This window comes from Streptomyces durmitorensis, assembly GCF_023498005.1.
Classification (GTDB): Bacteria; Actinomycetota; Actinomycetes; order Streptomycetales; family Streptomycetaceae; genus Streptomyces; species Streptomyces durmitorensis.
The window spans coordinates 5,670,345-5,695,445 of sequence record NZ_CP097289.1 but is presented as its reverse complement, the minus strand read 5'-3'; the positions used below and the strand labels follow the sequence as shown (position 1 = coordinate 5,695,445).

At 71.6% G+C, this 25,101-nt stretch carries 19 protein-coding genes; 6 read left to right on the top strand and 13 right to left on the bottom strand.

What is annotated here, in order from left to right:
- Positions 1–50 precede the first annotated feature (50 nt).
- Positions 51–2,129, top strand: coding sequence for a fructose-specific PTS transporter subunit EIIC (locus M4V62_RS25550; RefSeq protein ID WP_283779108.1), 2,079 nt, complete (start codon positions 51–53; stop codon positions 2,127–2,129).
- A gap of 79 nt (positions 2,130–2,208) precedes the next feature.
- Here the strand turns inward: M4V62_RS25550 and M4V62_RS25545 are convergent, their stop codons facing one another.
- The 7 genes from M4V62_RS25545 to M4V62_RS25515 form a co-directional block, all read right to left on the bottom strand.
- Positions 2,209–3,168 (bottom strand): cation diffusion facilitator family transporter, encoded by a 960-nt coding sequence (locus M4V62_RS25545; protein WP_249589557.1) that lies wholly within the window; start codon positions 3,166–3,168, stop codon positions 2,209–2,211.
- 126 nt (positions 3,169–3,294) lie between these two features.
- Positions 3,295–4,449 carry a mannose-6-phosphate isomerase, class I gene (gene manA / locus M4V62_RS25540; protein ID WP_249589556.1) on the bottom strand — a complete coding sequence of 385 codons (1,155 nt, stop codon included), beginning with the start codon at positions 4,447–4,449 and terminating at the stop codon, positions 3,295–3,297.
- Between the two features lie 90 nt (positions 4,450–4,539).
- On the bottom strand, positions 4,540–5,739 hold the full coding sequence (locus M4V62_RS25535; RefSeq protein ID WP_249589555.1) for an SIS domain-containing protein: 1,200 nt from the start codon (positions 5,737–5,739) through the stop codon (positions 4,540–4,542).
- 142 nt (positions 5,740–5,881) lie between these two features.
- Positions 5,882–6,058, bottom strand: coding sequence for a Trm112 family protein (locus M4V62_RS25530; RefSeq protein WP_249589554.1), 177 nt, complete (start codon positions 6,056–6,058; stop codon positions 5,882–5,884).
- Positions 6,059–6,324: 266 nt separating this feature from the next.
- Positions 6,325–7,689 (bottom strand): phosphomannomutase/phosphoglucomutase, encoded by a 1,365-nt coding sequence (locus M4V62_RS25525; RefSeq protein WP_249589553.1) that lies wholly within the window; start codon positions 7,687–7,689, stop codon positions 6,325–6,327.
- 157 nt (positions 7,690–7,846) lie between these two features.
- On the bottom strand, positions 7,847–9,463 hold the full coding sequence (locus M4V62_RS25520) for an L-lactate permease (protein ID WP_249589552.1): 1,617 nt from the start codon (positions 9,461–9,463) through the stop codon (positions 7,847–7,849).
- Between the two features lie 219 nt (positions 9,464–9,682).
- Positions 9,683–10,057 carry a DUF3499 domain-containing protein gene (locus M4V62_RS25515; protein ID WP_030793262.1) on the bottom strand — a complete coding sequence of 125 codons (375 nt, stop codon included), beginning with the start codon at positions 10,055–10,057 and terminating at the stop codon, positions 9,683–9,685.
- Between the two features lie 354 nt (positions 10,058–10,411).
- Here M4V62_RS25515 and M4V62_RS25510 point away from each other — a divergent pair, with 354 nt between their 5' ends.
- Entirely contained in the window at positions 10,412–10,873 is a 462-nt protein-coding gene (locus M4V62_RS25510) for a metallopeptidase family protein (RefSeq protein ID WP_249589551.1), read from the top strand.
- 122 nt (positions 10,874–10,995) lie between these two features.
- On the opposite strand, the gene M4V62_RS25505 is transcribed toward M4V62_RS25510, so the two are convergent.
- The 3 genes from M4V62_RS25505 to M4V62_RS25495 form a co-directional block, all read right to left on the bottom strand.
- Positions 10,996–12,495, bottom strand: a complete 1,500-nt coding sequence (locus M4V62_RS25505) for a DUF5719 family protein (RefSeq protein WP_249589550.1) — start codon at positions 12,493–12,495, stop codon at positions 10,996–10,998.
- Positions 12,492–16,166 carry a glycosyltransferase family 2 protein gene (locus M4V62_RS25500; RefSeq protein WP_249589549.1) on the bottom strand — a complete coding sequence of 1,225 codons (3,675 nt, stop codon included), beginning with the start codon at positions 16,164–16,166 and terminating at the stop codon, positions 12,492–12,494. The genes M4V62_RS25505 and M4V62_RS25500 overlap by 4 nt, the downstream gene beginning before the upstream one ends.
- 204 nt (positions 16,167–16,370) lie before the next feature.
- Complete coding sequence (locus M4V62_RS25495; protein ID WP_016642094.1) at positions 16,371–16,634, bottom strand: WhiB family transcriptional regulator; 264 nt, start codon at positions 16,632–16,634, stop codon at positions 16,371–16,373.
- Positions 16,635–17,346: 712 nt separating this feature from the next.
- Between M4V62_RS25495 and M4V62_RS25490 the strand changes: the two genes are divergently transcribed.
- Genes M4V62_RS25490 through M4V62_RS25480 form a run of 3 tightly spaced genes read left to right on the top strand, consistent with a single transcriptional unit; the run spans position 17,347 to position 20,184 of the window.
- The gene (locus tag M4V62_RS25490; protein WP_249589548.1) at positions 17,347–17,862 is read left to right on the top strand and encodes a cysteine dioxygenase; all 516 of its coding nucleotides are present in this window, start codon (positions 17,347–17,349) and stop codon (positions 17,860–17,862) included.
- 34 nt (positions 17,863–17,896) lie between these two features.
- Positions 17,897–18,853 carry a 2-phospho-L-lactate transferase gene (cofD, locus tag M4V62_RS25485; RefSeq protein WP_249589547.1) on the top strand — a complete coding sequence of 319 codons (957 nt, stop codon included), beginning with the start codon at positions 17,897–17,899 and terminating at the stop codon, positions 18,851–18,853.
- Positions 18,850–20,184, top strand: coding sequence for a coenzyme F420-0:L-glutamate ligase (locus M4V62_RS25480; protein WP_249589546.1), 1,335 nt, complete (start codon positions 18,850–18,852; stop codon positions 20,182–20,184). Before cofD ends, M4V62_RS25480 begins: the two co-directional genes overlap by 4 nt.
- Positions 20,185–20,268: 84 nt before the next feature.
- Here M4V62_RS25480 and M4V62_RS25475 read toward each other — a convergent pair whose 3' ends face one another.
- From M4V62_RS25475 to M4V62_RS25465, 3 genes are all read right to left on the bottom strand, one after another.
- Positions 20,269–21,279: a DNA-3-methyladenine glycosylase family protein gene (locus M4V62_RS25475; protein ID WP_249589545.1), complete on the bottom strand. Its 1,011-nt coding sequence runs from the start codon at positions 21,277–21,279 to the stop codon at positions 20,269–20,271.
- Positions 21,280–21,567: 288 nt separating this feature from the next.
- A complete protein-coding gene (gene manB / locus M4V62_RS25470; protein WP_249589544.1) occupies positions 21,568–22,650 on the bottom strand; it encodes a mannose-1-phosphate guanylyltransferase in 1,083 nt (360 codons plus the stop codon).
- Positions 22,651–22,807: 157 nt separating this feature from the next.
- Positions 22,808–24,184: a peptidoglycan recognition protein family protein gene (locus M4V62_RS25465; RefSeq protein ID WP_249589543.1), complete on the bottom strand. Its 1,377-nt coding sequence runs from the start codon at positions 24,182–24,184 to the stop codon at positions 22,808–22,810.
- Positions 24,185–24,322: 138 nt separating this feature from the next.
- Here M4V62_RS25465 and M4V62_RS25460 point away from each other — a divergent pair, with 138 nt between their 5' ends.
- Positions 24,323–25,084: a TIGR03089 family protein gene (locus tag M4V62_RS25460; RefSeq protein WP_249589542.1), complete on the top strand. Its 762-nt coding sequence runs from the start codon at positions 24,323–24,325 to the stop codon at positions 25,082–25,084.
- Positions 25,085–25,101: the final 17 nt, after the last annotated feature.

The window sequence follows — 25,101 nt, the reverse complement described above, 5'->3', positions numbered from 1 at the left end:
ATCGGGAACATTTGCGCGATCTTGTTTGACGAAGGTGTTAGGAGATCCACGTGACCCATCCGGCCGATCCCCCCATAGGCGGGAGCGAGGACGAGCAGAAGAAGCTCAAGCTGCTCGCGGTGACCGCCTGTCCGACCGGTATCGCCCACACGTACATGGCGGCGGAGAAGCTCTCGCAGGCGGCGGAGAGCCTCGGCATCGACATGAAGGTGGAGACGCAGGGCTCCATCGGCGCCGAGAACGTACTGACTGACAACGATGTCAGGGATGCTGACGGCATCATCATCGCCGCCGACAAGGACGTCGACCGCGGCCGTTTCGTGGGCAAGCGCGTGCTGTCCGTCGGGGTGTCCGAGGGCATCAGCCACCCCGAGCGGCTGATCGAGCAGGTGCAGAGCGCGCCGGTGCACGGCGGAGGCGGTGGCGGCGGGGCCGCCGAGCCGCTCACCAGCGGTGGCGGGGGCGGGGGCGGCAAGGAGCGCAGCCTCGCGTACAAGGCGCTGATGAACGGCGTCTCGTACATGATTCCGTTCGTCGTGGTCGGTGGTCTGCTGATCGCGATCTCGCTGTCGCTCGGCGGGCACACGGACCCCCAGGGCGGTCTCGTCATCCCCGACGACACGTTCTGGAAGCACGTCAACGACATCGGTGTCATCGGCTTCACGCTGATGGTGCCGATCCTCTCCGGCTATATCGCCTACGCGATCGGCGACCGGCCCGCGCTCGTGCCGGGCATGATCGGCGGCTTCATCGCCAACACCGGTGAGCTGTACGACTCCAAGGCGGGCGCGGGCTTCATCGGGGCCATCGTGACCGGCTTCCTCGCCGGTTATCTGGTGCTCTGGATCAAGAAGGTCAAGGTCCCGAAGTTCGCCCAGCCGATCATGCCGATCATCGTGATCCCCATCGTCGCGACGACGGCACTCGGTCTCTTCTTCATCTACGTCATCGGCAAACCGATCTCGTGGATCTTCGAGCATCTGACCGACTGGCTCAGTGGGATGACGGGGACGAGTGCGATCCTGCTCGGTGCGATTCTCGGGTTGATGATCGCGTTCGACATGGGCGGGCCGGTCAACAAGACGGCGTTCCTGTTCGGCACGGGACTCATCGCGACCGGCAACCAGACCGTCATGGGCATGTGCGCCGCCGCCATCCCCGTCATGCCGCTCGGGCAGGGCCTCGCGACGCTGATCCGCAAGCGCCTCTACAGCGAGCAGGAACGCGAGACCGGTCTGGCCGCCTTGTTCATGGGCTTCTTCGGCATCTCGGAGGGTGCGATCCCCTTCGCGGCCGCGCGGCCCGCGCAGGTCATCCCCGCGAACATGCTCGGTGGCGCCGTCGCCGGTGCGATCGCCGGTCAGGCGGGCGTCGAGGACGCGGTGCCGCACGGCGGTCCGATCGTGGCGGTCCTGGGTGCCGTGGGCGGCGTACCGATGTTCTTCATCGCGATCGCCATCGGTGCCGTCGTCACGGCGCTCACCACCGTCACCCTCGTCGACCTCAGCGAGCGCAAGCGGCGCGGGGCGCCGGTCGTCGATGTGCCGGGCGGGCCCGAGCCGGTGCTCGCCGGAGTGGGCGCCGGAGCCGTCGCCGCAGGCGGGGCCGGCACCCTGCAGAAGGCGCCCGCCCCCGCGGCGACGGCCGCCCCCGAGGCCGAGAAGGCCGAGGACGAAGTCCTCTCCGGCTATCTCACCGAGCAGACGGTGAAGGTCCAGCTGGACTCCTCGGACAAGGACTCCGCGATCCGCGAGATGGCGAACCTCCTTGCCTCCACGGGCAAGGTGAACGACGTCGAGGAGCTCGTGCAGACCGCTCTGCGCCGCGAGGCCCAGGGCACCACGGGGCTCGGCGAGGAGATCGCCATCCCGCACGCCAAGACCGATGCGGTGACCTCGCCGGTCGTCGGGTTCGCGCGGTCGGCCGAGGGCATCGAATGGGGTGCGCTCGACGGTACGAAGGCCAAGCTCATCTTCATGATCTCCGTGCCGGAGGCGGCCGCGGGCGACGAGCACCTGCGGATTCTCGCGCTCCTCTCACGCAAGCTGATGGACACCGGCTTCCGGGAGCGGCTCGAGGCGGCGCCCGACGAGGCGGCGGTCCTTGAGGTGCTGCGCGAGGTTCAGTAGCCCGTCAGTTGCTACGCGTACGAGATGGGGCCCCGCACCGAAAAGGTGCGGGGCCCCATCTGCGTACGTACTCAGAAGGTCAGTGACCGCCGGGCGACTTCGCCGGGTTGGTGCCCTCCGCGGCCGCCGTCTCGTCGTAGATGTCCGGCTCCAGGTAGATCACGCGGGCGATCGGGACCGCCGCACGGATGCGCTCCTCGGCGGTGTTTATGGCGGCGGCCACCTCGGCGGCCGTCTCGTCGTGCCGCACGGCGATCTTGGCGGCGACGAGAAGCTCCTCGGGGCCGAGGTGCAGCGTGCGCATGTGGATGACGCGGGTGACCGTCTCGCCGTCGACCAGGGCCTTCTCGATCTTCTCGACCTCTTCCGTGCCCGCGGCCTCACCCAGGAGCAGGGACTTGGTCTCCGCGGCGAGGATGATCGCGATCAGGATGAGCAGGATGCCGATGCAGAGCGTGCCGATGCCGTCCCAGACGCCGTCGCCCGTCGCGAGGGCGAGGCTGACGCCGACCAGGGCCAGGATCAGACCGACCAGGGCGCCCAGGTCCTCCAGGAGCACGACCGGCAGCTCGGGAGCCTTCGCCCGGCGGACGAACTGCGTCCACGTGAGCTTGCCGCGCGTGAGGTTCGACTCCTTGATGGCCGTACGGAAGGAGAAGGTCTCGGCGATGATCGCGAACACCAGGACACCGACCGGCCAGTACCAGGCCTCGATCTCGTGCGGGTGCTTGATCTTCTCGTAGCCCTCGTAGATCGCGAACATGCCGCCGACCGAGAAGAGCACGATGGAGACCAGGAAGGCGTAGATGTACCGCTCGCGCCCGTACCCGAAGGGGTGTTGCGGGGTCGCCTCGCGCTGCGCCTTCTTGCCGCCGAGGAGCAGCAGCCCCTGGTTGCCCGAGTCCGCGAGCGAGTGCACGCTCTCGGCGAGCATCGACGACGAGCCACTGAAGATGAACGCGACGAACTTCGCCACCGCGATCGCGAGGTTCGCGGCGAGTGCCGCGACAATCGCCTTTGTTCCGCCTGACGCGCTCATGTGTGCCCGTTGTCCCTTCGCCTGCGTACGTTCATGACCCACCACCGGCATCGCTGCCGACCGGGGCGGTGCTTTGCCCGCCCTTTGCGGTGGGTCATTGTTGCAGCACGAGGCGCTGGTGGTGAGTCAGGCCACCACAGTGGCACGGAAGAGCGTGCCCACTCCGGACACTTCGGCCTTTTCGTCCGCGGGGACGAACACGGACTGTCCGGGCGTGAGTTCCCCTGCATCGCCCACACGGACCGATCCGGCGACGCAGAGCAGGATCTGCGGCGTGGCAGCGGTGAGGTCGTGTGGTGCCGCCCCGTCGGCCAGGACGAAGCGGGAGAGGCGGAACTCGTCGATGGGGGTGTCGTAGACCTCTTCGCCGTCGGGCGAGGCCTCGGGGCGCAGGACGCCGGGGTCGGTCGCCTCGAAGCGGACGATGCGCAGGAGTTCGGGTACGTCGACGTGCTTGGGGGTCAGGCCGCAGCGCAGCACGTTGTCCGAGTTCGCCATGATCTCGACGCCGAGGCCGTCGAGGTAGGCGTGCGGGACTCCGGCGCCGAGGAACAGTGCCTCGCCGGGCTGGAGCCGGACGTGGTTGAGGAGCATCGCGGCGATGACGCCCGGGTCGCCGGGGTAGTGGTGCGCGATGCCCGCGTACGGGGCGTATGCGCCGCCCAGGCGTCCGGCGGCCTCGGTCACCTCGGTGACGGTCGCGGCCATCTCCTCGGGGTCCGCGGTCAGGACGGCCGTCAGGACCTCGCGCAGTGCGGCCTCCTGGGGCTTGGCGTGCAGCAGATCGACGTACGGCTTCAAGGAGTCGACGCCGAGACCGGCCAGCAGATCAGCGGCCTCCACGGGGTCGCGGAAGCCGCAGAGGCCGTCGAACTCCGTGAGGGCGCAGATCAGTTCGGGCTTGTGGTTGGCGTCCTTGTAGTTGCGGTTCGGGGCGTCGACCGGGACGCCGGCGCGCTCCTCGTCCTCGTAGCCCTCCCGCGCCTGTTCCAGGTCGGGGTGGACCTGGAGGGAGAGCGGGGCGCCCGCGGCGAGGAGCTTGAGGAGGAAGGGCAGGCGCGGGCCGAACTTGGCGACCGCGGCCCTGCCGAGCTCGTGCCCCGGGTCCTCGTCGATCACCTCGTCGAGCGGGCCGCGCTCGGTGCGCGAGGGTGCGCCGGGGTGGGCGCCCATCCACATCTCGGCCTGCGGTTCACCGGTCGGCTCGACGCCGATGAGCTCCGCGATGGCGGTGGTGGAACCCCAGGCGTAGGGGCGGATGGTGTTGGTGAGGCGGTCCACGGAGAGGGTCTCCCTTACGTACGTACGTGATGCGAGGCGGGGCCTGCTGTCATGACCGGGCCGTGGTCATGTGTCATGACCGGGCCGTGGTCATGATCCGTCCTTCGGGGCGAGCGCCAGGTAAACGGCGGCGAAATCCGTGACGGCGATCAGCTCCGCGAGGGTCTCGAGCTCGTCGCCGTCCTCCGGCTCCAGCTCGCTGATCGCGATGTCGTGGCCGTGGGCGAGCTCGCGGGCCGCGGGTGCGGCGCTGAGGCCACCGGCGTCCACCGGGCGGTCGCGGAGCAGGACGACGCGGGCGCGCAGCTCCTTGGCGTCCTCGACGCGGTCGCGGAAGAAGTCGTCGCCGTCGCCGCCGCTCGGGGCGAGGTTGCCCGCGAGCAGGGCGCCGTGCGCGGGCAGCGATTCCGGAAGCTCACCCGCGACCGCCGGGTGCCCGGCGAGCTCGGCGAGCGTGGCGGCGAAACGGCGGCCCACGGGGCCCGCCAGCTGCCCCTCGGTCCAGATCACCGGGAGGGCTTCGGCGAGCTCCGCTGCGAGCGTCTTGGCGGGGTTGCTGTACGTCGCGACGACCGGGCCGCAGCGTTCGGCGACGTGGTCGAGGCGGTCGGCGATCTTCTCCAGGGTCTCGGCCGGTGCGGTGATCAGGCCGGTGCGGTCCAGGAGGATGAGCAGGGGGGTGAGCAGGGCCCAGAGGGTGGCGGGGGCGGACGAGGCGGCCTCGTCCGCCTTGCGGCGCGCCTCGTACGTCCCGGAGGCGCGCTCTCCGTCGTGCGGGGCTTCGTACTCCCCGTACGGAGAGGTGGCCATCGCGACCGTGAGGCCGTGCGAACCCTCGACGCCCTCGGCCAGCGGGGAGCGGGCGGGGGCGACGGCCACGACCGTGCAGCCACGGCGGTACGCCTGCTCGGCGAGGAGTTCGAGGCCCGGTTCCGTGCCGTCCGGGGTGGCGATGAGCAGCAGGTCCAGGGGGCCCGCCCAGCCGGGGAGCGCCCAGCGCAGGGCGCCTGCCGCGGGGGCCACGCCCGTGGGGGCGAGGCGGATCACGGGGCAACCTGTTCCGGCGAGGGTGCCGAGCAGGTCGGCCACGCAGGTGGCGGCGGTGCCGGGGCCCGCGATCAGGATGGCGCGGGGGCGGCCGTCCGGCTTGAGCTGCGTGAGCCCGGCCTCCGTGGCGTGCCGCACCGCTGTGCGGACGCGGGCGCCTGCCTCCGCGGCGCCGCGGAGGAGGCCTCGGCGGTCGGCCACGGCGAGGGCCTCCGGGGCGTCGAGCAGCGATTCGTCAAGCATGGGATGGGGCCTCCGATTCGCCGGGCGACCTGTGCGGGGCGCGGGCGCGTGCGCCGCGGGTCGCGCTTCTTGTCGTTGCGCCGGGCCTTGCGGGGCCCCGCGCAGGCTTGCGCCGGGCCTGGCGCCGGCCTTGCGAGGGCCCTTACGCGGGGCGGCGGGCCTCGTCGACGAGGAGGACGGGGATGCCGTCGCGGACGGGGTAGGCGAGGCCGCAGTCCTTGCCGTCTGCCGTGCAGACCAGCTCCGTGTCCGCCTCCTTGAGGGGGGCGTGGCAGGCCGGGCAGGCGAGGATCTCCAGGAGGCCGGCTTCGAGCGGCATGGGGTGGGTCCCTTCGAGCGGGTGGGGTGCGGAATGTCGCCTGGTCAGCCTACCGCTGGCCCCGGGGCCTTGGGCGGGTGTACTGGCCGGGGCTTCGCCCCGGGCCCCGGGGGTGGGGCTACGCGGTCGTTTCTTTGTCTGCGGCCCGGTGGGGCGTTTGTGCCCACCCGTTCCGCCGTGCGGAACGCCTGCCCACAAACGCAGCAGCGGACCGGGAGGGTGGGAGCCGCGGACCGGCTGTCCACCGACCCGGTGGCCGCCTTCGTTCAGTCCCTGATGATCGCCAATGCCTCGTCCCGGGCCTTGGTCATGGTGGCTTCGTCCCTTGCTTCCACGTTCAGGCGCAGCAGGGGCTCCGTGTTCGAGGCCCGGACGTTGAACCACCAGTCCGTGGCCGTCACCGTGAGGCCGTCCAGGGTGTCGATCGTGACGCCCTCCTCGGCTTCGTACTTCGTCTTGATCGCCGCGAGGCGGGCCGTCTGGTCGTCGACCGTGGAGTTGATCTCGCCGGAGGCCGCATAGCGGTCGTACTGCGCGACGAGCTCGGACAGCGGGCCGTCCTGGCCGCCGAGTGCCGCGAGGACGTGGAGCGCGGCCAGCATGCCCGTGTCCGCGTTCCAGAAGTCGCGGAAGTAGTAGTGCGCCGAGTGCTCGCCGCCGAAGATGGCGCCCGTCTTGGCCATCTCCTCCTTGATGAAGGAGTGGCCGACGCGGGTGCGGACCGGCGTGCCGCCGTTCTCCCGGACGACCTCGGGGACCGACCACGAGGTGATGAGGTTGTGGATGACCGTGCCCTTGCCGCCGTTGCGCGCGAGCTCGCGCGAGGCGACCAGAGCGGTGATCGCCGACGGGGAGACCGGGTCGCCGCTCTGGTCGACGACGAAGCAGCGGTCCGCGTCGCCGTCGAAGGCGATGCCGAGGTCTGCGCCCTCCTCGCGCACCCGCTTCTGCAGGTCCACGATGTTCTTCGGGTCCAGGGGGTTGGCCTCGTGGTTCGGGAACGTGCCGTCCAGCTCGAAGTACATCGGTACGAGCGTGAGCGGCAGGCCGTCGAAGACCGTCGGGACGGTGTGCCCGCCCATGCCGTTGCCCGCGTCGACGACGACCTTCAGGGGGCGGATGGAGGTCAGGTCCACCAGGCCGCGCAGGTGCGCCGCGTAGTCCTTGAGGGTGTCGCGCTCGGTGAGCGTGCCGGGGGTGGCCGCCGGCTCCGGGGCGCCGGTCTGCGACCAGCCCTCCACCAGGGTGCGGATCTCGGCGAGGCCGGTGTCCTGGCCGACCGGGGCGGCGCCCGCGCGGCACATCTTGATGCCGTTGTACTGCGCGGGGTTGTGCGAGGCCGTGAACATCGCGCCCGGCAGGTTCAGCGCACCCGACGCGTAGTAGAGCTGGTCCGTCGAGCAGAGGCCGATCTCCGTCACGTCGACGCCGAGCGCCGCCGCCCCGCGCGCGAAGGCACGGGAGAGGCCGGGCGACGAGGGCCGCATGTCGTGCCCGGTGACGATCGCGTCCGCGCCCGTCACCTTCGCGAAGGCGGCACCGAACAGCTCGGCGAGCGACTCGTCCCACTGGTCCGGGACCACCCCGCGCACGTCGTACGCCTTCACGATCTGGGACAGATCAGCAGTCACGGCCAACCCTCTCTGCAGGTTCTGCGAGTTCAGCGGATTTCGGGGAGCACGGGTCAAGTGCTCGTCGGTGACCCCAAACTACCCGCAACAACTGACAACCAGCTGTGAGCGCCCTCAAGCCACCGTCAGGCTCCCCTTCCGGCAGGCATCCAGCCGGTCACGGCAGCATCCAGCCGAGCACCACCGTGCTCTGTCCCACCACGATCAGACACATCACCAGCAACAGGCCGAGGCTCCAGGGCAGCACCTTGCGGAGCAGATCGCCCTCCTTGCCCGCGAGGCCGACCGCCGCGCACGCGATCGTCAGGTTCTGCGGGGAGATCATCTTGCCGAGCACACCGCCCGAACTGTTGGCGGCCGCGAGCAGTTCGGGCGAGAGGCCCGACTGCTGAGCCGCCGTCACCTGGAGCGCGCCGAAGAGCGCGTTGGCCGAGGTGTCCGAGCCGGAGACCGCGACGCCGAACCAGCCGAGCACCGGCGAGAGGAAGGCGAGCCCCGCGCCCGCCGCCGCCACGAAGTGGCCGATGGTGGCGGCCTGCCCGGACAGGTTCATCACGTACGCGAGAGCGAGCACGGAGGTCACGGTGAGGATCGCGAACCGTAGTTCGTGCACGGTCGCGAGCCATTCCTTCACCGCCACGCGCGCGTGCACGCCGATGACGGCGGCCGTGCCCACACCGGCGAGCAGCACGAGCGTCCCGCCCGTCGCCACGAGCGGCAGCGAGAAGACGTTGCCGCCGACCGGGTCCCCGTCGGGACCGGCGACGTTCAGGAAGGGCCAGTCGAAGGTCTGCGTCGCCTTGGCCAAGAAGTCCTTCACCGGCGGGATCTGGGCGACCGAGAAGATGGCCACGATGAGCGCGTACGGGGCGTACGCGCGCAGGATCTCGGGGCGCGGGTCATCCTGGTCCAGGTCTTCGCTGCGTACGCCCGTGAGGACCGCGACGCGTACGGGCTCCGTGGCGGGTTTGCGCGCGCTGGGCACCGCCATCAGGGCGCCCGCGCCCGCCAACGCCGCCCCGATGTCGGCCAGCTGGGCGGAGACGTAGTTGGACGCGGCGAACTGCGCGGCGGCGAAGGCGAATCCGCACACCAGGGCGGGCACCCAGGTCTCGCGCAGACCGCGCCGCCCGTCCACCAGGAAGACCAGGAGCAGCGGCACGACCAGGGCGAGCAGCGGCGTCTGGCGGCCGACGACGGAGGCGACGGTGTCCAGCGGGAGCCCGGTGACCTGCGCGAGCGTCACCACGGGGGTGCCCATGGCGCCGAAGGCGACGGGCGCGGTGTTGGCGACGAGAGCGACTACGGCGGCCTTCACCGGGTCGAAGCCGAGCGCCACCAGCATCACCGCGGAGATCGCGACGGGCGCCCCGAAGCCGGCGAGTGCCTCCAGGAGCGCCCCGAAGCAGAAGGCCACGACGAGTGCCTGGATGCGCGGATCGTCCGAGAGCCGCCCGAAGGAGCGGCGCAGGATGTCGAAGTGCCGGGTGCGGACCGTCATCCGGTACACCCACAGGGCGTTGACGACGATCCACAGGATGGGGAAGAGCCCGAAGAGTGCGCCTTGGGCGGCGCCGGACGCGGTCTGCCCGAGCGGCATCCCGTACGCGGCCCAGGCGACCAGGGCGGCGACGCCGAGTCCGATGAGGCCCGCGTGGTGGGCCTTCATGCGGACGACGCCGAGCAGGACGAGGACGGTGAGGAGGGGCAGGGTCGCGATGAGGGCGGACAGGCCGAGCGAATCGGCCACGGGCTCCAGCTGCTGCACGTACACGGACGACTCCCCGGTTTCCGTGATGCGGAAAGTGATCTCTCACGAGTGGGGGAATGGTCGTGTCGACGACATGGGCACGTCAATGGGTCGCGCGCGAGAAGTTGTTCAGAAGTCAACGACAGGGCACTACGGAGGGAACTGACCACTCAGGAATCAGGAATCCGGATCAGAAACCCGGATGTAGGAACCCGGATCAGGAACCCGGATCAGGAACCCGGCTCAGGAATCCGGTGAGCGCAGCACCCGGAGATGGCCGCGGCGCGCGACCTCCATCGGGTCCGCCCTGCGCGCGCCACCGCCCGCCTCCGCCGCGCGCTCCTGCGGGCGGGCCGCCTCGCGCACCGCGTTGGCGAGCGCTTCGAGGTCGTCGCCGCTGGGGCGGGCGGGACCGGAGGCGTCGGCGAGGCGGACGACCTCCCAGCCGCGGGGCGCGGTGAGGCGCTCGGAGTGCTCGGCGCACAGGTCGTAACAGTGGGGTTCGGCGTACGTGGCGAGGGGGCCGAGGACCGCGGTCGAGTCGGCGTAGACGTACGTCAGCGTCGCGACGGCGGGACGGCCGCAAGCGGTGCGCGAACAGCGACGTACAGGGCTCACGATGTTGGACGGTACCGCACTCTTGAGCGGGCCGCGACGACTCCCCGGGAGGTCACCCCACCGTGTCGTGCTGTGATCCCCGCCACGGCGCGTTCCCGCGACGCCTCACTGACCTGCGGTGACACAAGGGGCCTGGGTGACCAGTGGTGTTGAAACCGGTCACCACTTGGCGCAAATCCCGTCATTCATCGCGAGATCGACGGTCCTGGAGAGATGCGAAATCGGGCCCAAGCCTGGCCGGAATGGTCATCGGGCGACATGCCGTGCGCCACGCGGAATCCGTGCGGAAGCCGTACGGAAGGCAGGCCGAAGCTGTGCGGAAACGCCGATCTCGAGGACTACTCTTCGTCAGTGATGGACGACCCCGTACAGCCCCGCACCGCAGACCCGAGGCCCCGCCGCCGCGACCGCCACGGCCGGGGCATGCGCGGCCCCGTCGCGCCGCCCCAGGTGCCGCTGTCCGCCAGCCGCGCCGAGGTCTTCACCGACCTGGTGCAGGACTCCGTGGAGCGCATCGAGCGGCGGTGGCCGCAGCTGAGCGAGATCGAGTTCCTGGTGCTCGAGGTTCCCGCGCTCGGGCGGGGCGGCGGTTCCGGCGAGGACGACTGGAGCGACGACGTCGTGCCCCTGGGGGGCACGATCGAGGCCTCCGACGGACGGCCCGCCCGGGTGGTCATCTACCGACGCCCGGTGGAGATCCGCACCAAGGGGCGGGACGAGCGGGCGGCGCTCGTCCACGAAGTGGTGGTCGAGCAGGTCGCCGAGCTCCTCGGCCTCTCGCCCGAGTCGGTGGACCCGCGGTACGGGGAGGACTGACTCTCCCCGGGAGGACCGGCGCTCCCCCACCTCTCCCGGGAGGACCGCCTCTCGCCCACCTCTCCCGGGAGGACCGGCTCTCGCCCACCTCTCCCGGGAGGACCGGCTCTCCCCCGCCCGGCCTACTTCTGCAGCACCTTCAGATCCTGTTCCGCCTTCGGCACCGAAACGGTGCCCCTGTCGTCCGGCAGGGTCTGGACGGTGAACATCGGGACCCCGCCGTCCGGGTCCTCCAGCATGCGGGAGGCGTAGACCTCGCCCCCCGACACCGGCTCCACCGTCAGTGCGTACGTGCCCTTGAGGCCGCTCGGGACGGGGGGCTTGACCCCCAGCGTCGTGCCGCCCTTTACGGTGTACGTCTTGCTCGTCGACGAGCCGCCCTCGCTGCCCTCCGACGCCGTGACCTTGACCTTGCCGGTCTTGCCGGGGGCGACGAGGGACAGCGTGGAGCCCTTGGCGCGGTTGTCGGCCGCCGTCGCGCGCGTGCCGATCGGGTTCGTGGCGGGGATGAACGCCGTCTCCTGGTCGGCGCCCTTGCCCCGGGTGACGCGCAGGGCGGCCACCACCGGTGCCGCGTCCTCGGTCGGCGTCAGGATCAGTGAGCCCGCCTCGCCCTTCGTGACGTCGCCGAGGTCGACGGCGGTCGTCATGCCGGTCTTCACGTGCAGGTTCGCGTGTCCGGCCGGGCTGATCGAGCCGGTGGGCGAGGCCAGTTGGACCTTCAGGTCGGCGTCGTCGGCGCCGGGCGCGAAGGCCACAAGCCGTACGGACGTGGCGTCCTTGGGGATGCCGGGCAGGACCAGGCGGCTCGCGGGGTCGGCGGACGCGGGCAGCCAGTCGCCGCCGAGCTTGTCGTCCGACGACTGCACGGCGGCCGCGACCCGGCCGCTGCGCGCGGTCACGTGCATCGTGATGTTGGTCTGCTCCTTGGGCGAGAGGGTGGACAGCAGGACCGGGACGCTGGAGTGCGGCTGGACCTGGATCGCCTCCCCCACCTCGGTCTTGAGGGCGCCGTCCTTGCCGTACAGCTCGATGTCGACGACGGCCGCCGAGTCGTCCGGGTTGGTCAGGTGGACGTAGTCGCTGCGGTCCTTGTCGGTGCTCGCGCCCGGGAACCAGAAGTCCGTGTCCGGTGCCGTGCAGTTGGCGCCCTGGAGGCCGCGGCCGCTGCCCACCGCGTACTTGGTGGTCTGCTGGACGGTCCAGCCGGGGGCCAGGCTGCCGTCGGCGGTGCCCAGGAGCGCGGGCGACTCGCCGCCCGACTCCTCACCGGTGACGGGCTTGCCCGGTGTCTTCGGGGTCAGGAAGGGCTTGACGGCCTTCTTCTTGTCCTTGCCGCCGTGCTTCGGAGCGTCCGTCAACTCCTGTGTGGCGGGCAGCAGCTCGGCCTTGCCCGCGTCGCCGGAGTCCGTGCCCTTGGGCGTGAACGCCGTGTACGAGGTCTCGGCGAGGTCGGACGAACTGGGCACCGGGCAGAGCAGGCTGGTGCGCTCGACGGGCAGCCGCGCGGCCGCCTTCGCGCCGTCGTCGCCGCTGCCGTCGGGCGCGTTGGCCGCGGCGAATCCGGTGACGGCGGCGAGCGCGGCCGCGACGGCGATCAGGGACTGGGTCGTGCGGTTCACTGCTGGCTCCCGTCGGGGCGCTCACTGTCGGTGCCGTGCGGCGGCTGCGGGGGCTGTGGCGGCATCGGCGGCTGCTGCCCGTACGTGGCGTCGAACGACTGCCCGTACTGCTCGCCGCCCTGCTGTGCGCCTCCGTAGGCGTACGGGTCGTACTGGCCGCCCTGGTAGGGGTCCTGGTACGCCACCTGGTCGGCCTGGTCGTAGCCACCCGCCGGGTACTGCGCGTCCTGGTACTGCTGCTCGCCTTGGTACGTGCCGTACTCGGCGCCCGCGTGGGCGGGGGCCTCCCACTCGTCGTACGACTGCTGCTGGGGCACCGCGGCGAAGGCCTCCTCCTCCGGAGGAGGGGGCACCGCACCGGCGGCCTCGTCCTGCCCGGCGGCTGCCTGCGCGGCCTCCTGCTCGGCCTGCGCGGCCCGCAGCCTGCGCGCCCTGCGCCCCTCGCCCTCGACCGGCTGCGCCGGGATGACGGGCTCGTCCGGGAGGTCGTCGTCCACGTCGCGGCGCCGCCCCGGAAGGGCGAGGACCACCAGGACCACGGCGAGCGCACCCTGCGCCCACAGCCATCCCGTGTGGCTCGCGGGCGATTCGTAGACGACATCCAGGCGGCCGCCCGTCGCGGGCAGGTCGAAGCCCTGAGCCCAGCCGTCCAGCGTGGTCCTGGTCAGCGGGGTGCCGTCCAGGGTCGCCGTCCAGCCGTCGTCGGCCGCGTCGGCGAGCCGCAGGGTGCGGCCCTCGTCGCCGGCCGGGATGTTCGTGTGCAGCTCGACGGGGCCCGCGGCGACGGGCAGCGGGTCGCCGGACTCGGGCACGATCGCGGCGCGCGAGACCTGGCGGTCCACACGCCACAGGGCGCTGCCGTCCTCCTGGCTGAGCCGGGTGAGGCCGGGCGTGGCGTCCAGGGTGCGGCTCATCTGGCGGGGCGCGCCGTCGCGTACGAGGACGTAGCGCACGGCGAAGCCGCCGAGCTGGTCGGCCTGGTCGGCGCCGGAGCCCGCGAGGAGCCTGGCGACGATCTTGTCGAGGTGCTGGTTCGAGCCGCCCGCTTCGGCGAGCTCGGCGTCACCGAGCCGGGCGCCGGAGCCGCGCACGAGTGTGTACGCGACCTGGGCGGCCGAGTCGCTGTCCAGGACGAGCGTGCGGGCCTGGTCCTGCGTACCGCTCTCCTCGGCGACGAACGCCGGCACCTGCACCGGGTCGCGCCGCTCCAGCGGGCCGTCGGCGCCGCGGATCATCCACCCCGCGGCGACGAGCAGCGGTCCGGCGGCGGCCGCGAACGCGATGAGGACGGCGACCGGCTGACGCCAGCCGAAGCTCTGCTCGGCGACACGCGTGCGTGCGCCGTCGGCACCGAGGGCGGCGGCCGCCAGGAGCGCGATGCCGTACCCGAGGGTCGCGGGCCCTGCCCACGCCGAGCTGTTCGAGAGCGCCGCGAAGACGAGCGAGACCAGCGCGACGAGCCAGGCCGTACGGACCGCCAACTGCCGCTCGGTGCGAAGCAGCGCGGCCAGGGCGGCGAGCACGATGCCGATGAGCAGCAGCCCGTCCACCGTCCCGGGGCCGCCGGGGCTGCCCCCGAGCAGGTCCAGGCCGGTCGCGGAGCCGGTGCCGAACTCCAGGCCCGCCTCTCCGAAGAAGCCGAAGGGCAGCAGCGAGAGCGACCAGGGCGCGAGCATCAGGAGCGGGGTGCCGAGCGCGGCGAGGAAGCGAAGGCCGTACGCCGTGATGTCGCCCCTGCGCACCACCAGGAGCGCGAGGCCGAGCACCAGGGCGATCGGCCACATGATCGGCGTGAAGGCGGTGGTGAGCGTCAGGAGCAGGGCGAACGCCCAGGAGGCGCGCCAGCTCCCGCGCGAGCCCTCCGAAGAGGTCAGTCCGCTCGCGGCGATGCCCGCGCGTGCCATCAGCGGCAGCAGGATCGCCAGGACGGCGGTGCCGATGCGCCCGCCCGCGAGCGCGCCCGTGGCGGCCGGCAGGAAGGCGTACGCGACCGAGGCCCAGGCGCGCAGCAGACGCGACTCGACAAGCGGCCGGGACGCGAAGTAGGCGGCGAAGCCGGCCAGCGGCACCGAGCCGACGAGAAGCACCGTGACAGCGAGCCCGGTGGACCCGAACAGCAGGGAGCTGAGCCCCGCGACGAGCGCGATATAGGGCGGCGCCGACTGCGTGCCGCCGGTCCCCACGGGGTGCCAGGCGTCCAGATAGCGCGACCAGAGGGCAGAGGAGTCGCCGGGCGCGGGAAGCAGCGCGCCGCCCGCGAGGGCGCCGCCGCCGAGGAGTTCACGGCAGGCGATGAGCGAGACGAACAGGAGCACCACGAAGAGCATCGGCCCCGGCTTGCGGGCCATGCGCTTCAGCCGTGCGAACTGCTCGACCTGAAGGAAGTCGGCGTCGTCACCGCCGGGCCCTGACTCGACGGCTCCGTGCCGCCCCGCGCCGGTGACGGCCTCGGGGTCGGAGCGGCCGACGACATTGCCGGCGACCTGTTCGACGGTCGCGCGCACGGTGGCGCCCGGCGGCGGGAACAGCGGCCGCATCTCGGCCGGTTCGAGCGCCGACTTGCCGCGCTGCTTGCGGGCACCGGCGATCCGTCCGGGCCGCAGCAGCGTCCCCAGGAGACCGGCGACCTCGTCGACGGCCTGGCCGGGAACCTTGCCGACCAGATACGCGACGGTGCGCAGCAGGGTGCCGAAGACGAGCCGGAAGAGCACCCAGGGCAGCACGGCCGTACGGGCGTTGACGAGCAGGGTGTAGGCGGCGCCCGCCTTGTCCACGCGGTGCGGCGACGTCGACGTACGCCCGACGCAGTCGACGGTGCGGCGCTCGCGCGAGGAGGCCTCGGCGTGCCGCACGACGGCTTCGGGGGCGACGAGGACGCGGTGGCCCGCGTTCTGCGCGCGCCAGCACAGGTCGACGTCGTCCCGCATGAGCGGCAGGCGCCGGTCGAACCCGCCCAGTTCGGCGAAGACGTCACGCCGGATCAGCATGCCCGCGGTGGAGACCGAGAGGACGGGCCGTACGTGGTCGTGCTGGCCCTGGTCCTGTTCGCGGCGGTCGATGCCGGTCCAGCGGCGGCCGCTGTTGGCGATGGAGACGCCGACCTCGAGGAGCTGGCGGCGGTCGTACCAACCGCGCAGCTTGGGGCCGACGATCGCGACGTCCTTGCCGACCTCGCGTTCGTTCTCCACGACGCGCAGCAGTTCGGCGAGGGCGCCCGGCTCGGGCGCGCAGTCGTCGTGCAGCAGCCACAGCCACTGTTCGGGCTCGCCGTGCGGCAGTTCGGGGAGGTCGTAGGCGTCGTCGCGCCAGGACCGGCTGACCGGGTCCCAGCCGCTGGGGCGCTTCAGATAGGGCAGCTCTTCCGGGGTCAGCACGCCGGCGGTGCGGTTCGCCTCGTCGACGGCGGTGCCGAAGCCGGAGCGCCGGGCCAGGTGCAGGACGCGGTCGGGGCCGAGTGCCTCGGTGACCAGGCGGGCGGAGTCGTCCGCGCTGCCGGTGTCCGCGGCGACGGCGTTCTGCACCGGGCGCTCCTGGCCGAGCAGGCCGGCGAGGGCGTCGGGCAGCCAGCGGGCGCCGTCGTGGGAGACGATCACGGCGGTGACGACGTGCCGCGGGAACTCAGGGGCGGCAGCGTCGTGGTGACTGGCTGCCGAATGGCTGTGCACGGACATCGAGGTACGGGCCCCGGTTCGATGGACTGCGGTGGACGCCTGCGCTTCATGGGGGCGCCGGGGCGTCTCGGACGGGGCCCCACACTAACGGCTGGCATCACAACAGCCCGCCGCCTGTGGATAACCCACGGGCGACGGGCTGTTCCTTACGTAGGGGTGTGTGCCGTTTGGTCGGTCGGATGGGCGGGCGGAACCAGCTGGTGTTCAGACGGCGGCCTTCTTCAGACGGCGGCGTTCGCGCTCCGAAAGGCCGCCCCAGATACCGAACCGCTCGTCGTTCGCCAGTGCGTACTCAAGGCATTCCGAGCGAACCTCACAGGCGAGGCAGACCTTCTTGGCCTCTCGCGTGGAGCCGCCCTTCTCGGGGAAGAAGGACTCGGGATCGGTCTGGGCGCACAGCGCGCGCTCCTGCCAGCCGAGTTCCTCGTCCGCGTCCTCGACCAGCAGTTCCTGAACCAGCTCGGTCATGTGCGCCCCTCGTCTGTCTGTGCGTCCCCGTGGTGCTTGCCGTTACCGATTTCGGCTGAACGACACGAGTGAAATTACAAGTGTGCCGATCCGGGCCAGTCAAGCCGAGATCTGCTATTGGGTCCCTTATTCACCCTGCGGAACCAAGGTAATGCGGAAAGTGTTCAAATCGGCATAAACCATGACAGCCGCCAGTGGCCCATCCCGACGGGCCCCGCGACCGCCTTCACCAGGGAAGGACGTCACGGAGATCCATCCCGTTGCGGCCGGTCCGCCGAAGCGAAGGGGATCACATTCGGGTCACGGGTTCACGCCGGGGTTTACGCGCCGGTTGAAGCGCGATGTGTCCCGTGTGCCCACTGCACAAACCTTTCCCCTGACAGAACAACCGGATGAGGTGAAACATATCCCACATACCGGACATAGAGTTGACAGGGAAGGTGTGAGCCGCTGTCCTAGTGGGCATGCTCGCAAACTTGGCACTCTCGACGACCCGCACCAGCGGGCTCCTCGGTGCTGCCCACGCGCGCTGTCTCTGTTCCTGTTCCAGCTGTTGACGCTTCCCGCTTCCAGCTGTTGAGCCCGCTCCGGCGCTCCGTCGCCCGAGCCCTTCTGAAGCCTTCGGGTCTCAAGCCTTCGGATCAGTCGAGCTTCTCCCCGCTCCACCTTCCCTCGCGACACCCCAGCACTCACGTTGAGGAACCACCGCACCATGAACAGCGACAGCGACCTCCAGATCGCCGGCGACATCCTCGAAGTCACCCACCTCCTGCAGCCCGCCCGCGAGCACCCGGCCACCGTGGCCGAGTTCGTCGGCCTGGCCCGCACCATCGCGGCCGACCGCGCGCAGTGGTCCCACCTCGTCGAGTACGACGCGACGAGCCGTTGGTACCACCGCCTGCGCACGGGCCCTGGCTACGAGGTCTGGCTGCTCTCCTGGGTGCCCGGACAGGGCAGCGGCCCGCACGACCACGGCCTCTCCTCGGGCGTACTCACCGTCCTGGAGGGTGAGTTGACCGAGCGCACGGACCGCGGCCAGCGCGCGCTCGGCGCCGGGGCCCAGCGCGTCTTCGCGCCCGGGTACGTCCACGACGTGGTCAACGACTCCCTGGAACCGGCCGTCAGCCTGCACATCTACTACCCCGGCCTGACCGACATGCCGATGCACGCGGCGCAGTGCGGCGTGCGGGCCACCGCTCAGGCCGCCGGAGATGTCGTAACCGCCTGACGCGCTGTCGTACCTGCCTGACATGCTTGGGCCCATGCGCATTGTGGTCCTGGCCGGCGGTATCGGCGGCGCCCGTTTCCTCCGCGGGCTCAAGAAAGCCGCGCCTGACGCGGACATCACGGTCATCGGCAACACCGGTGACGACATTCACCTGTTCGGCCTGAAGGTCTGCCCCGACCTCGACACCGTGATGTACACCCTCGGCGGCGGCATCAACGAAGAGCAGGGCTGGGGACGTACGGACGAGACGTTCAAGGTCAAGGAAGAACTCACGGCGTACGGAGTGGGTCCCGAGTGGTTCGGGCTCGGCGACCGGGACTTCGCCACGCACATCGTGCGGACGCAGATGCTGGCCGCCGGATTCCCGCTCAGCGCGGTGACGGAAGCGCTCTGCGAGCGCTGGCAGCCGGGCGTGCGGCTCATCCCGATGTCGGACGACCGCGTCGAGACGCATGTCGCCGTCACGGTCGACGGCGAGCAGAAGGCCGTGCACTTCCAGGAGTACTGGGTGCGCCTTCGGGCCTCCGTGGACGCGCACGCCATCGTGCCGGTCGGCGCCGACCAGGCCAAGCCCGCGCCCGGTGTCCTGGAGGCGATCGCCGAAGCGGACGTCGTGCTCTTCCCGCCGTCCAACCCCGTGGTGAGCGTCGGGACGATCCTCGCCGTGCCGGGCATTCGCGAGGCCATCGCCGACGCGGGCGTGCCCGTCGTCGGGCTCTCCCCCATCGTCGGGGACGCTCCCGTGCGGGGCATGGCCGACAAGGTGCTCGCCGCGGTGGGCGTGGAGACTACGGCCGCCGCGGTCGCCGAGCACTACGGAAGCGGGCTGCTCGACGGCTGGCTCGTCGACACCGTGGACGCGGGGGTCGTGGAGCGGGTCGAGTCGGCCGGGATCCAGTGCCGGGCGATTCCGCTGATGATGAGCGACATCGACGCGACCGCCGAGATGGCGCGTGCGGCGCTCGCCCTCGCGGAGGAGGTGCGGGCGTGAGCTCTTCCGACGCCGGGGCTTCCCCCTCGTACCGGGTGTGGGCCGTTCCCGGGCTGCCCGAGGTGCGGCAGGGGGACGACCTCGCCAAGCTGATCGCCGCCACGGAACCGGGGCTCGCCGACGGTGACGTACTGCTCGTCACCTCGAAGATCGTCAGCAAGGCCGAGGGGCGGATCGTCGAGGCGAGCGACCGCGAGGCGGCCATCGACGCGGAGACCGTACGGGTCGTGGCGCGGCGCGGGACCCTGCGCATCGTCGAGAACCGGCAGGGCCTTGTGATGGCCGCCGCCGGTGTCGATGCCTCCAACACTCCTGCCGGGACCGTCCTGTTGCTGCCCGAGGACGCCGACGCATCGGCGCGTGCGGTGCGGGACGGGCTGCGGGACGCGCTGGGTGTGGACGTGGGGGTCGTGGTCACGGACACCTTCGGGCGGCCCTGGCGCAACGGCCTGACGGACGTCGCCATCGGGGCGGCGGGCGTGCGGGTGCTCGACGATCTGCGGGGCGGGACCGACGCGTACGGCAATCCGCTGAGCGCGACGGTCGTCGCCACCGCGGACGAGCTGGCCGCCGCGGGTGATCTCGTCAAGGGGAAGGCCGGCGGGCTGCCGGTCGCGGTGGTCCGCGGGCTGCCGCACGTCGTCGGGGAATCCGGTGCGGCCGGGGAGGCCGACGAGGGGGCCCGGGTCATGGTGCGGAGCTCCCGTGACGACATGTTCCGGCTCGGGACGTCCGAGGCCGTCCGGGAAGCCGTGACACAGCGGCGGACCGTGCGGGAGTTCACGGACGAGCCGGTGGATCCCGGGGCCGTGCGGCGGGCCGTGGCGGCGGCGGTGACGGCGCCCGCGCCGCATCACACGACGCCGTGGCGGTTCGTCCTGCTTGAGTCCGAGGAGTCGCGGGTGCGGCTGCTCGACGCGATGCGGGCCGCTTGGGTCGCGGACCTTGAGAGGGACGGGAAGTCTTCGGAGTCCATTGCCAAGCGGGTGCGGCGGGGGGATGTGCTGCGCAAGGCCCCGTACTTGGTGGTGCCTTGTCTGGTGATGGACGGCTCGCATACGTATGGGGACGCTCGGCGGGATGCGGCCGAGCGGGAGATGTTCGTCGTCGCCGCGGGCGCCGGGGTGCAGAACTTCCTTGTCGCGCTTGCCGGGGAGCGGCTCGGGTCCGCTTGGGTCTCGTCGACGATGTTCTGCCGGGATGTCGTACGGGACGTTCTTGGGCTTCCGGGGTCGTGGGATCCGATGGGGGCGGTGGCTGTGGGGCATGCGGCGGCTGAGCCTGTCGCTCGGGCCGCGCGGGATGCGGGGGACTTCGTCGAGGTTCGGTGAGGCGGCCGACTTCACCTGCGGGTCTGGGGGGGGCTGGTCGCGCAGTTCCCCGCGCCCCTGACGGGGCGAACCGCCCGGCGGCTCTTACAGCGCGGCGATGTCTGTCTTCGGCATTTTCGGCTGTCTGCGGGCCGGGGTGCGGCCGCTCAGGAGGATCAGGCGGGCCGCTCGGTGGCGCTGGCCCGCGTAGGGCTCCAGGAGGCGCAGCATCTCCTCGTCGTCCGCCGTGCGGTCGCCTGCCAGCGCATAGCCGATGATTCCCGGCAGGTGGAGGTCGCCCACCGTGACCGCGTCCGGGGCGCCGTTGCTGCGCTGGATCGTCTCCGCCGACGTCCAGGGGCCGATGCCCGGGATCAGTTCAAGGCGGGCCTGGGCTTCGGGCGGGGTCATCGTCACCGCCTCCTCCATGCGCGCGGCCACGCGTGCCGCGCGCAGGATCGTCGACGCGCGTTTGTCGTCCACGCCCGCCTTGTGCCACTCCCAGGACGGGATCAGGGTCCAGGTCCTGGGGTCCGGCATGACGTGCAGGCGGAGCTGGGCGGGGGTCTTGCCCGGTGCCGGTTCGCCGTACTTGCGGACCAGGAGGCGCCAGGCGCGGTACGCCTCGTCCGTCGTGACCTTCTGTTCCAGGATCGACGGGATCAGGGACTCCAGGACCAGGCCCGTGCGGAGCAGGCGGAGGCCGGGGCGGCGGTGCGCTGTTGCCGCGAGCAGGCGGTGGCGGGGGGTGAAGTCCTCCGGGGTGTCCGAATCGCCGAGCAGCTGCGGGAGTTGGTCCAGGAGCCAGGCGGCTCCTGGACCCCATGCCTCCGCCTCCACCGTGTCCGCGCGGAGGGCGACCCTGAGTGTGCCGGGGCCCTGAGGGGTGCGGCTTGCCCGCCAGGCCGAGCCGTCCGGGGTCGCGCGGAACGTGGGGTCCGCGGGGCCCCTTCGCAGGGGGCCCAGGGTCAGGCCCAGGTTCAGGGGGTGGGGCGGGGTCCAGGTGCGGGTGCGCGCCGCTGTGGGTTGGCGGGGCATGCCCTGGGGGATCGCCGTTTCGCCGCCGCGCACTGTGGTGCGGGTGGGGGTGGAGCGGGGGGCGAAGCGGGATGACATCTGTACGAGGGTAGGGGCTTTTTTGTCCCCCACCCCGCCCCTTCCCGAAAACCCGCTCCATCTGGCGCGGGGGCCTTGCGTGCCGTCGATCACCGGCTCCGCCGAGTTCGTCCTCAAACGCCGGACAGGCTGAAGAACCAGCCCCCGCCCCTGTTGAGAACCCGCTGCCCTGGAGCCTTGCGCGCCCTCATCACCGGCTCCGCCGAGTTCGTCCTCAAACGCCGGACGGGCTGAAGGACCAATCCCCCGGCCCGAGCTGGAAACCTCGTCGCCCAGCCCGAGAAAGATCTACTGGTCCGACGAGAACCGCACCGCCCCCGCCGGCAGCCTCGCCCCGCACCACACCCGTACTCCGTCGCGCAGTTCGTTGTCGGGGCCGATGTCCGCGCCGTCGCCGATCACCGCGCCCGTCAGGACCGTGCGTGCGCCCACCCGCGCGCCCGCGCCGATCAGTGAGTCCGTGATCACCGCGTTCGGTTCGATCACCGCGCCCGCGAGGACCGTGCTGCCGTCCACCCGTGCGCCCTCGCCGATCACCGCGTCGTCGCCGACCACCGTGCCGCCGGTGAGCTTCGCGTCCGGGGCGACCGTGGCCGTCGGCAGGACCAGGCGGTCGCCGCAGCGGCCGGGGATCGCGGGGGACGGGGCGCGGCCGAGGACGAGGTCGGCGGAGCCGCGTACGAAGGCCTGGGGTGTGCCCAGGTCCAGCCAGTACGTCGAGTCGACCATGCCCTGGAGGTGGGCTCCCGAGGCCAGGAGGTCGGGGAACGTCTCGCGTTCCACCGAGACCGGGCGGCCTGCCGGGATGGTGTCGATGACCGAGCGCCGGAACACGTACGCACCCGCGTTGATCTGGTCGGTGACGATCTCCTCGGGGGTCTGCGGCTTCTCCAGGAAGGCCTGCACCCTGCCCGTCCCGTCGGTCGGCACGAGGCCGTACGCGCGGGGGTCGTCGACCTTCGTGAGGTGCAGGGAGACGTCCGCTCCCGACTCCTCGTGCGTCGTGACCAGGGCACGGATGTCCAGGCCCGTGAGGATGTCGCCGTTGAAGATCAGGACCGGCTCGTCGGGGTCCGAGCGCAGGCGCGATGCCACGTTGCGGATCGCGCCGCCCGTGCCGAGGGGCTCGGTCTCCGTGACGTACTCGATGTGGAGGCCGAGCGCCGAGCCGTCCCCGAAGTACGGCTCGAAGACCTCGGCGAGGTACGAGGTCGCCAGGACGATGTGCTCCACGCCTGCCGCGCGCGCCCGCGCCAGCTGGTGGGTGAGGAACGGGACGCCCGCCGCCGGAACCATCGGTTTGGGGGTGTGCACCGTGAGCGGACGCAGCCGGGTTCCCTTGCCGCCGACCAGGAGGATCGCTTCTGTCACCTGTCGTCTCTGCTTCCTGCTGGGGCCGGCCGAACTTGAGTCGCGGCCGGCCAGTGTATGCAGATGGCTTTGCAGATCGTGCAGTGCGCTTTGCGGGTCGTGCGGTGTGCCGTGTGATAGGGGTCGTGCGGTGCGGGTCGTGCGGTTCGGCCCTGCCTCAGCGGCCCTGGAAACGAGCCGAGGAGGACCGGGCCTTGCCCAGCTTCTTGTACAGGCGACTACCGGGGCATTCCGTGGCGAAACCGTCACGGTGCCCGGAGATCACATGGAGCCGGACGTTCTTGCCCTTCTTGTACAGATTGCCACCCCCGGACTTCAGATATGTCATTCCTCGCGGGTTCGCGCCGTACAGGCCGAGCTTCCAGGCGGTCAGCCGGGCGACGGCGTTCACGGCGGCCGCGGGCGGGCTGGAGTAGCCGAAGCTGCCGAGGACGGCGATGCCCATGCTGTTGGTGTTGAAACCGAGAGTGTGGGCCCCGAGGACGGGCTTGGCCACACCTCCGGCACGCCCTTCGTAGATGTTTCCGCACTTGTCGACGGCGAAGTTGTAGCCGAAGTCACGCCAGCCGCTGCTCTTGACGTGGTAGCGGTAGATGCTGCGCAGCACGGAGCCCGCCTGTGAGCAGCGGTAGTTGTTGCCGGACGCGCTGTGGTGCACGAAGGCGGCCTTCACGGACTTCGTGTACGCGAAGTCCTTCTCGCGGAGCTTCTCGTCCGCGCCCCAGCCCTTGCGCGTGATGATGCGCGGCCGGGGGCCCACGTAGGGCCTCGCCTTCCCCACGGAGTCCTCCGGGCCGCCGCGGGCCGCGATCAGGTCGTCCTGCGTCTCCTTCTTGCTGAGCGCGGGGATGGCGGATGCGCCCATCGGGGCGAGGTCGGCGTTGACCGCGGAGGAGGCCGCGGTCTCGGCGGTCAGGGCCGTGGTGCGGGGGCCTTCGGGCACGGAGCCCTGCGGGGGCGGCTCGGCGCCGGGGTCGACGAGTTCGAGACGCAGGCCCGCCGGAAGGGCCTGTTCCGCGAGGGATCCCGCGCTCGCGCGGTGCTGCGGCGCCTCTCCTCGTACGCGGATCTCGACGCCGTCCGAGTCGCCGACCCACAGCGGCGCCGTGGAGCCGCGGACCCTGCCCGTGGCGCGCTCCGGGTCGTCCGGGTCGGCGGCGTGCTCGTGGTTGTGGGTCTCCACGGGCTGCCAGCCGGACCAGGTGCCGGTGCCGCTGGCGCGCGTGCGGACCTGGACGCTGCCGTGCAGTTCGTCGTCCGGGTCGTCCCAGACGACGCCGACGAGGGAGAAGGGCCGGACATCGCGCTGGAGCAGGCCCTGTTCGCGGGATGCGCCGCCGCCGACGGAGCGGTCGGAGCCGAGTGGGGTGAGCGGGAGTGACTGTGTGCTGCCCGGAACCGATTCCGCGGATCGCCCGGCCGGCGGCTGAGCGTCCGGGGTCGCGGCGCGGGCGCCGGACGACGGCAGGGTGAGGGGGAGCGCCAGGGCGGCCGCGCACGTGACGCCGATCGAGGAAGCTAGAAATCCACGCATACGATTGATAGTTGGCATAGATGGACAATTCTGTCCATTGGGGAATTGACGGACCGTCGGTTCATGTCCGCCGAACCGGTGGCCCGCACTCCCCCGCCACGCCCGGGGGCGCAAGGGCACCCGCGTACCCTTGCGCCCGTGAACGCCACCGACCGCACCCCTGCCGACCTGCTGCGATCCGCGCTCGCCGCGGACCCGGGCCGCCCGCTGATCACCTTCTACGACGACGCCACGGGCGAGCGCGTCGAATTGTCCGTGGCCACCTTCGCCAATTGGGTGGCCAAGACCGCCAACCTGCTCCAGGACGATCTCGCCGCCCAGCCCGGCGACCGGCTCGCGCTGCTGCTGCCCGCGCACTGGCAGACGGCGGTCTGGCTGCTCGCCTGTTCGTCCGTCGGAGTCGTCGCGGACGTGGGCGGCGACCCGGCCGGTGCCGATCTCGTCGTCAGCGGGCCCGACTCGCTCGACGCGGCGCGGGCCTGCTCCGGGGAGCGGGTCGCGCTCGCGCTCCGGCCGCTCGGCGGGCGCTTCCCGCAGGCCCCCGAAGGCTTCGCGGACTACGCGGTCGAGGTGCCGAGCCAGGGCGACCGTTTCGCTCCGTACGCCCCCGTGGACCCGGACGAGCCCGCGCTCGCTGTCGGCGGCGCCGTCGTCGGCGAGCTGACGGGCGCCGAGCTGGTGGAGCGGGCCCGCGCCGACGCCGGGGCCCTGGGGCTCGCGCCCGGCTCCCGGCTGCTCTCGGGTCTTTCGTACGACACCTGGGAGGGCCTGAGCTCCGGCCTGTACGCCCCGCTGGCGGCGGGCGGCTCCGTGGTGCTCTGCCGCCACCTGGACCAGCTCGCCGACGACGGCCTCGCCAAGCGCGTCGAGGACGAGCGGGTCACCGCCACCGCCAAGTAACCCGTCCCCCCGTTCGG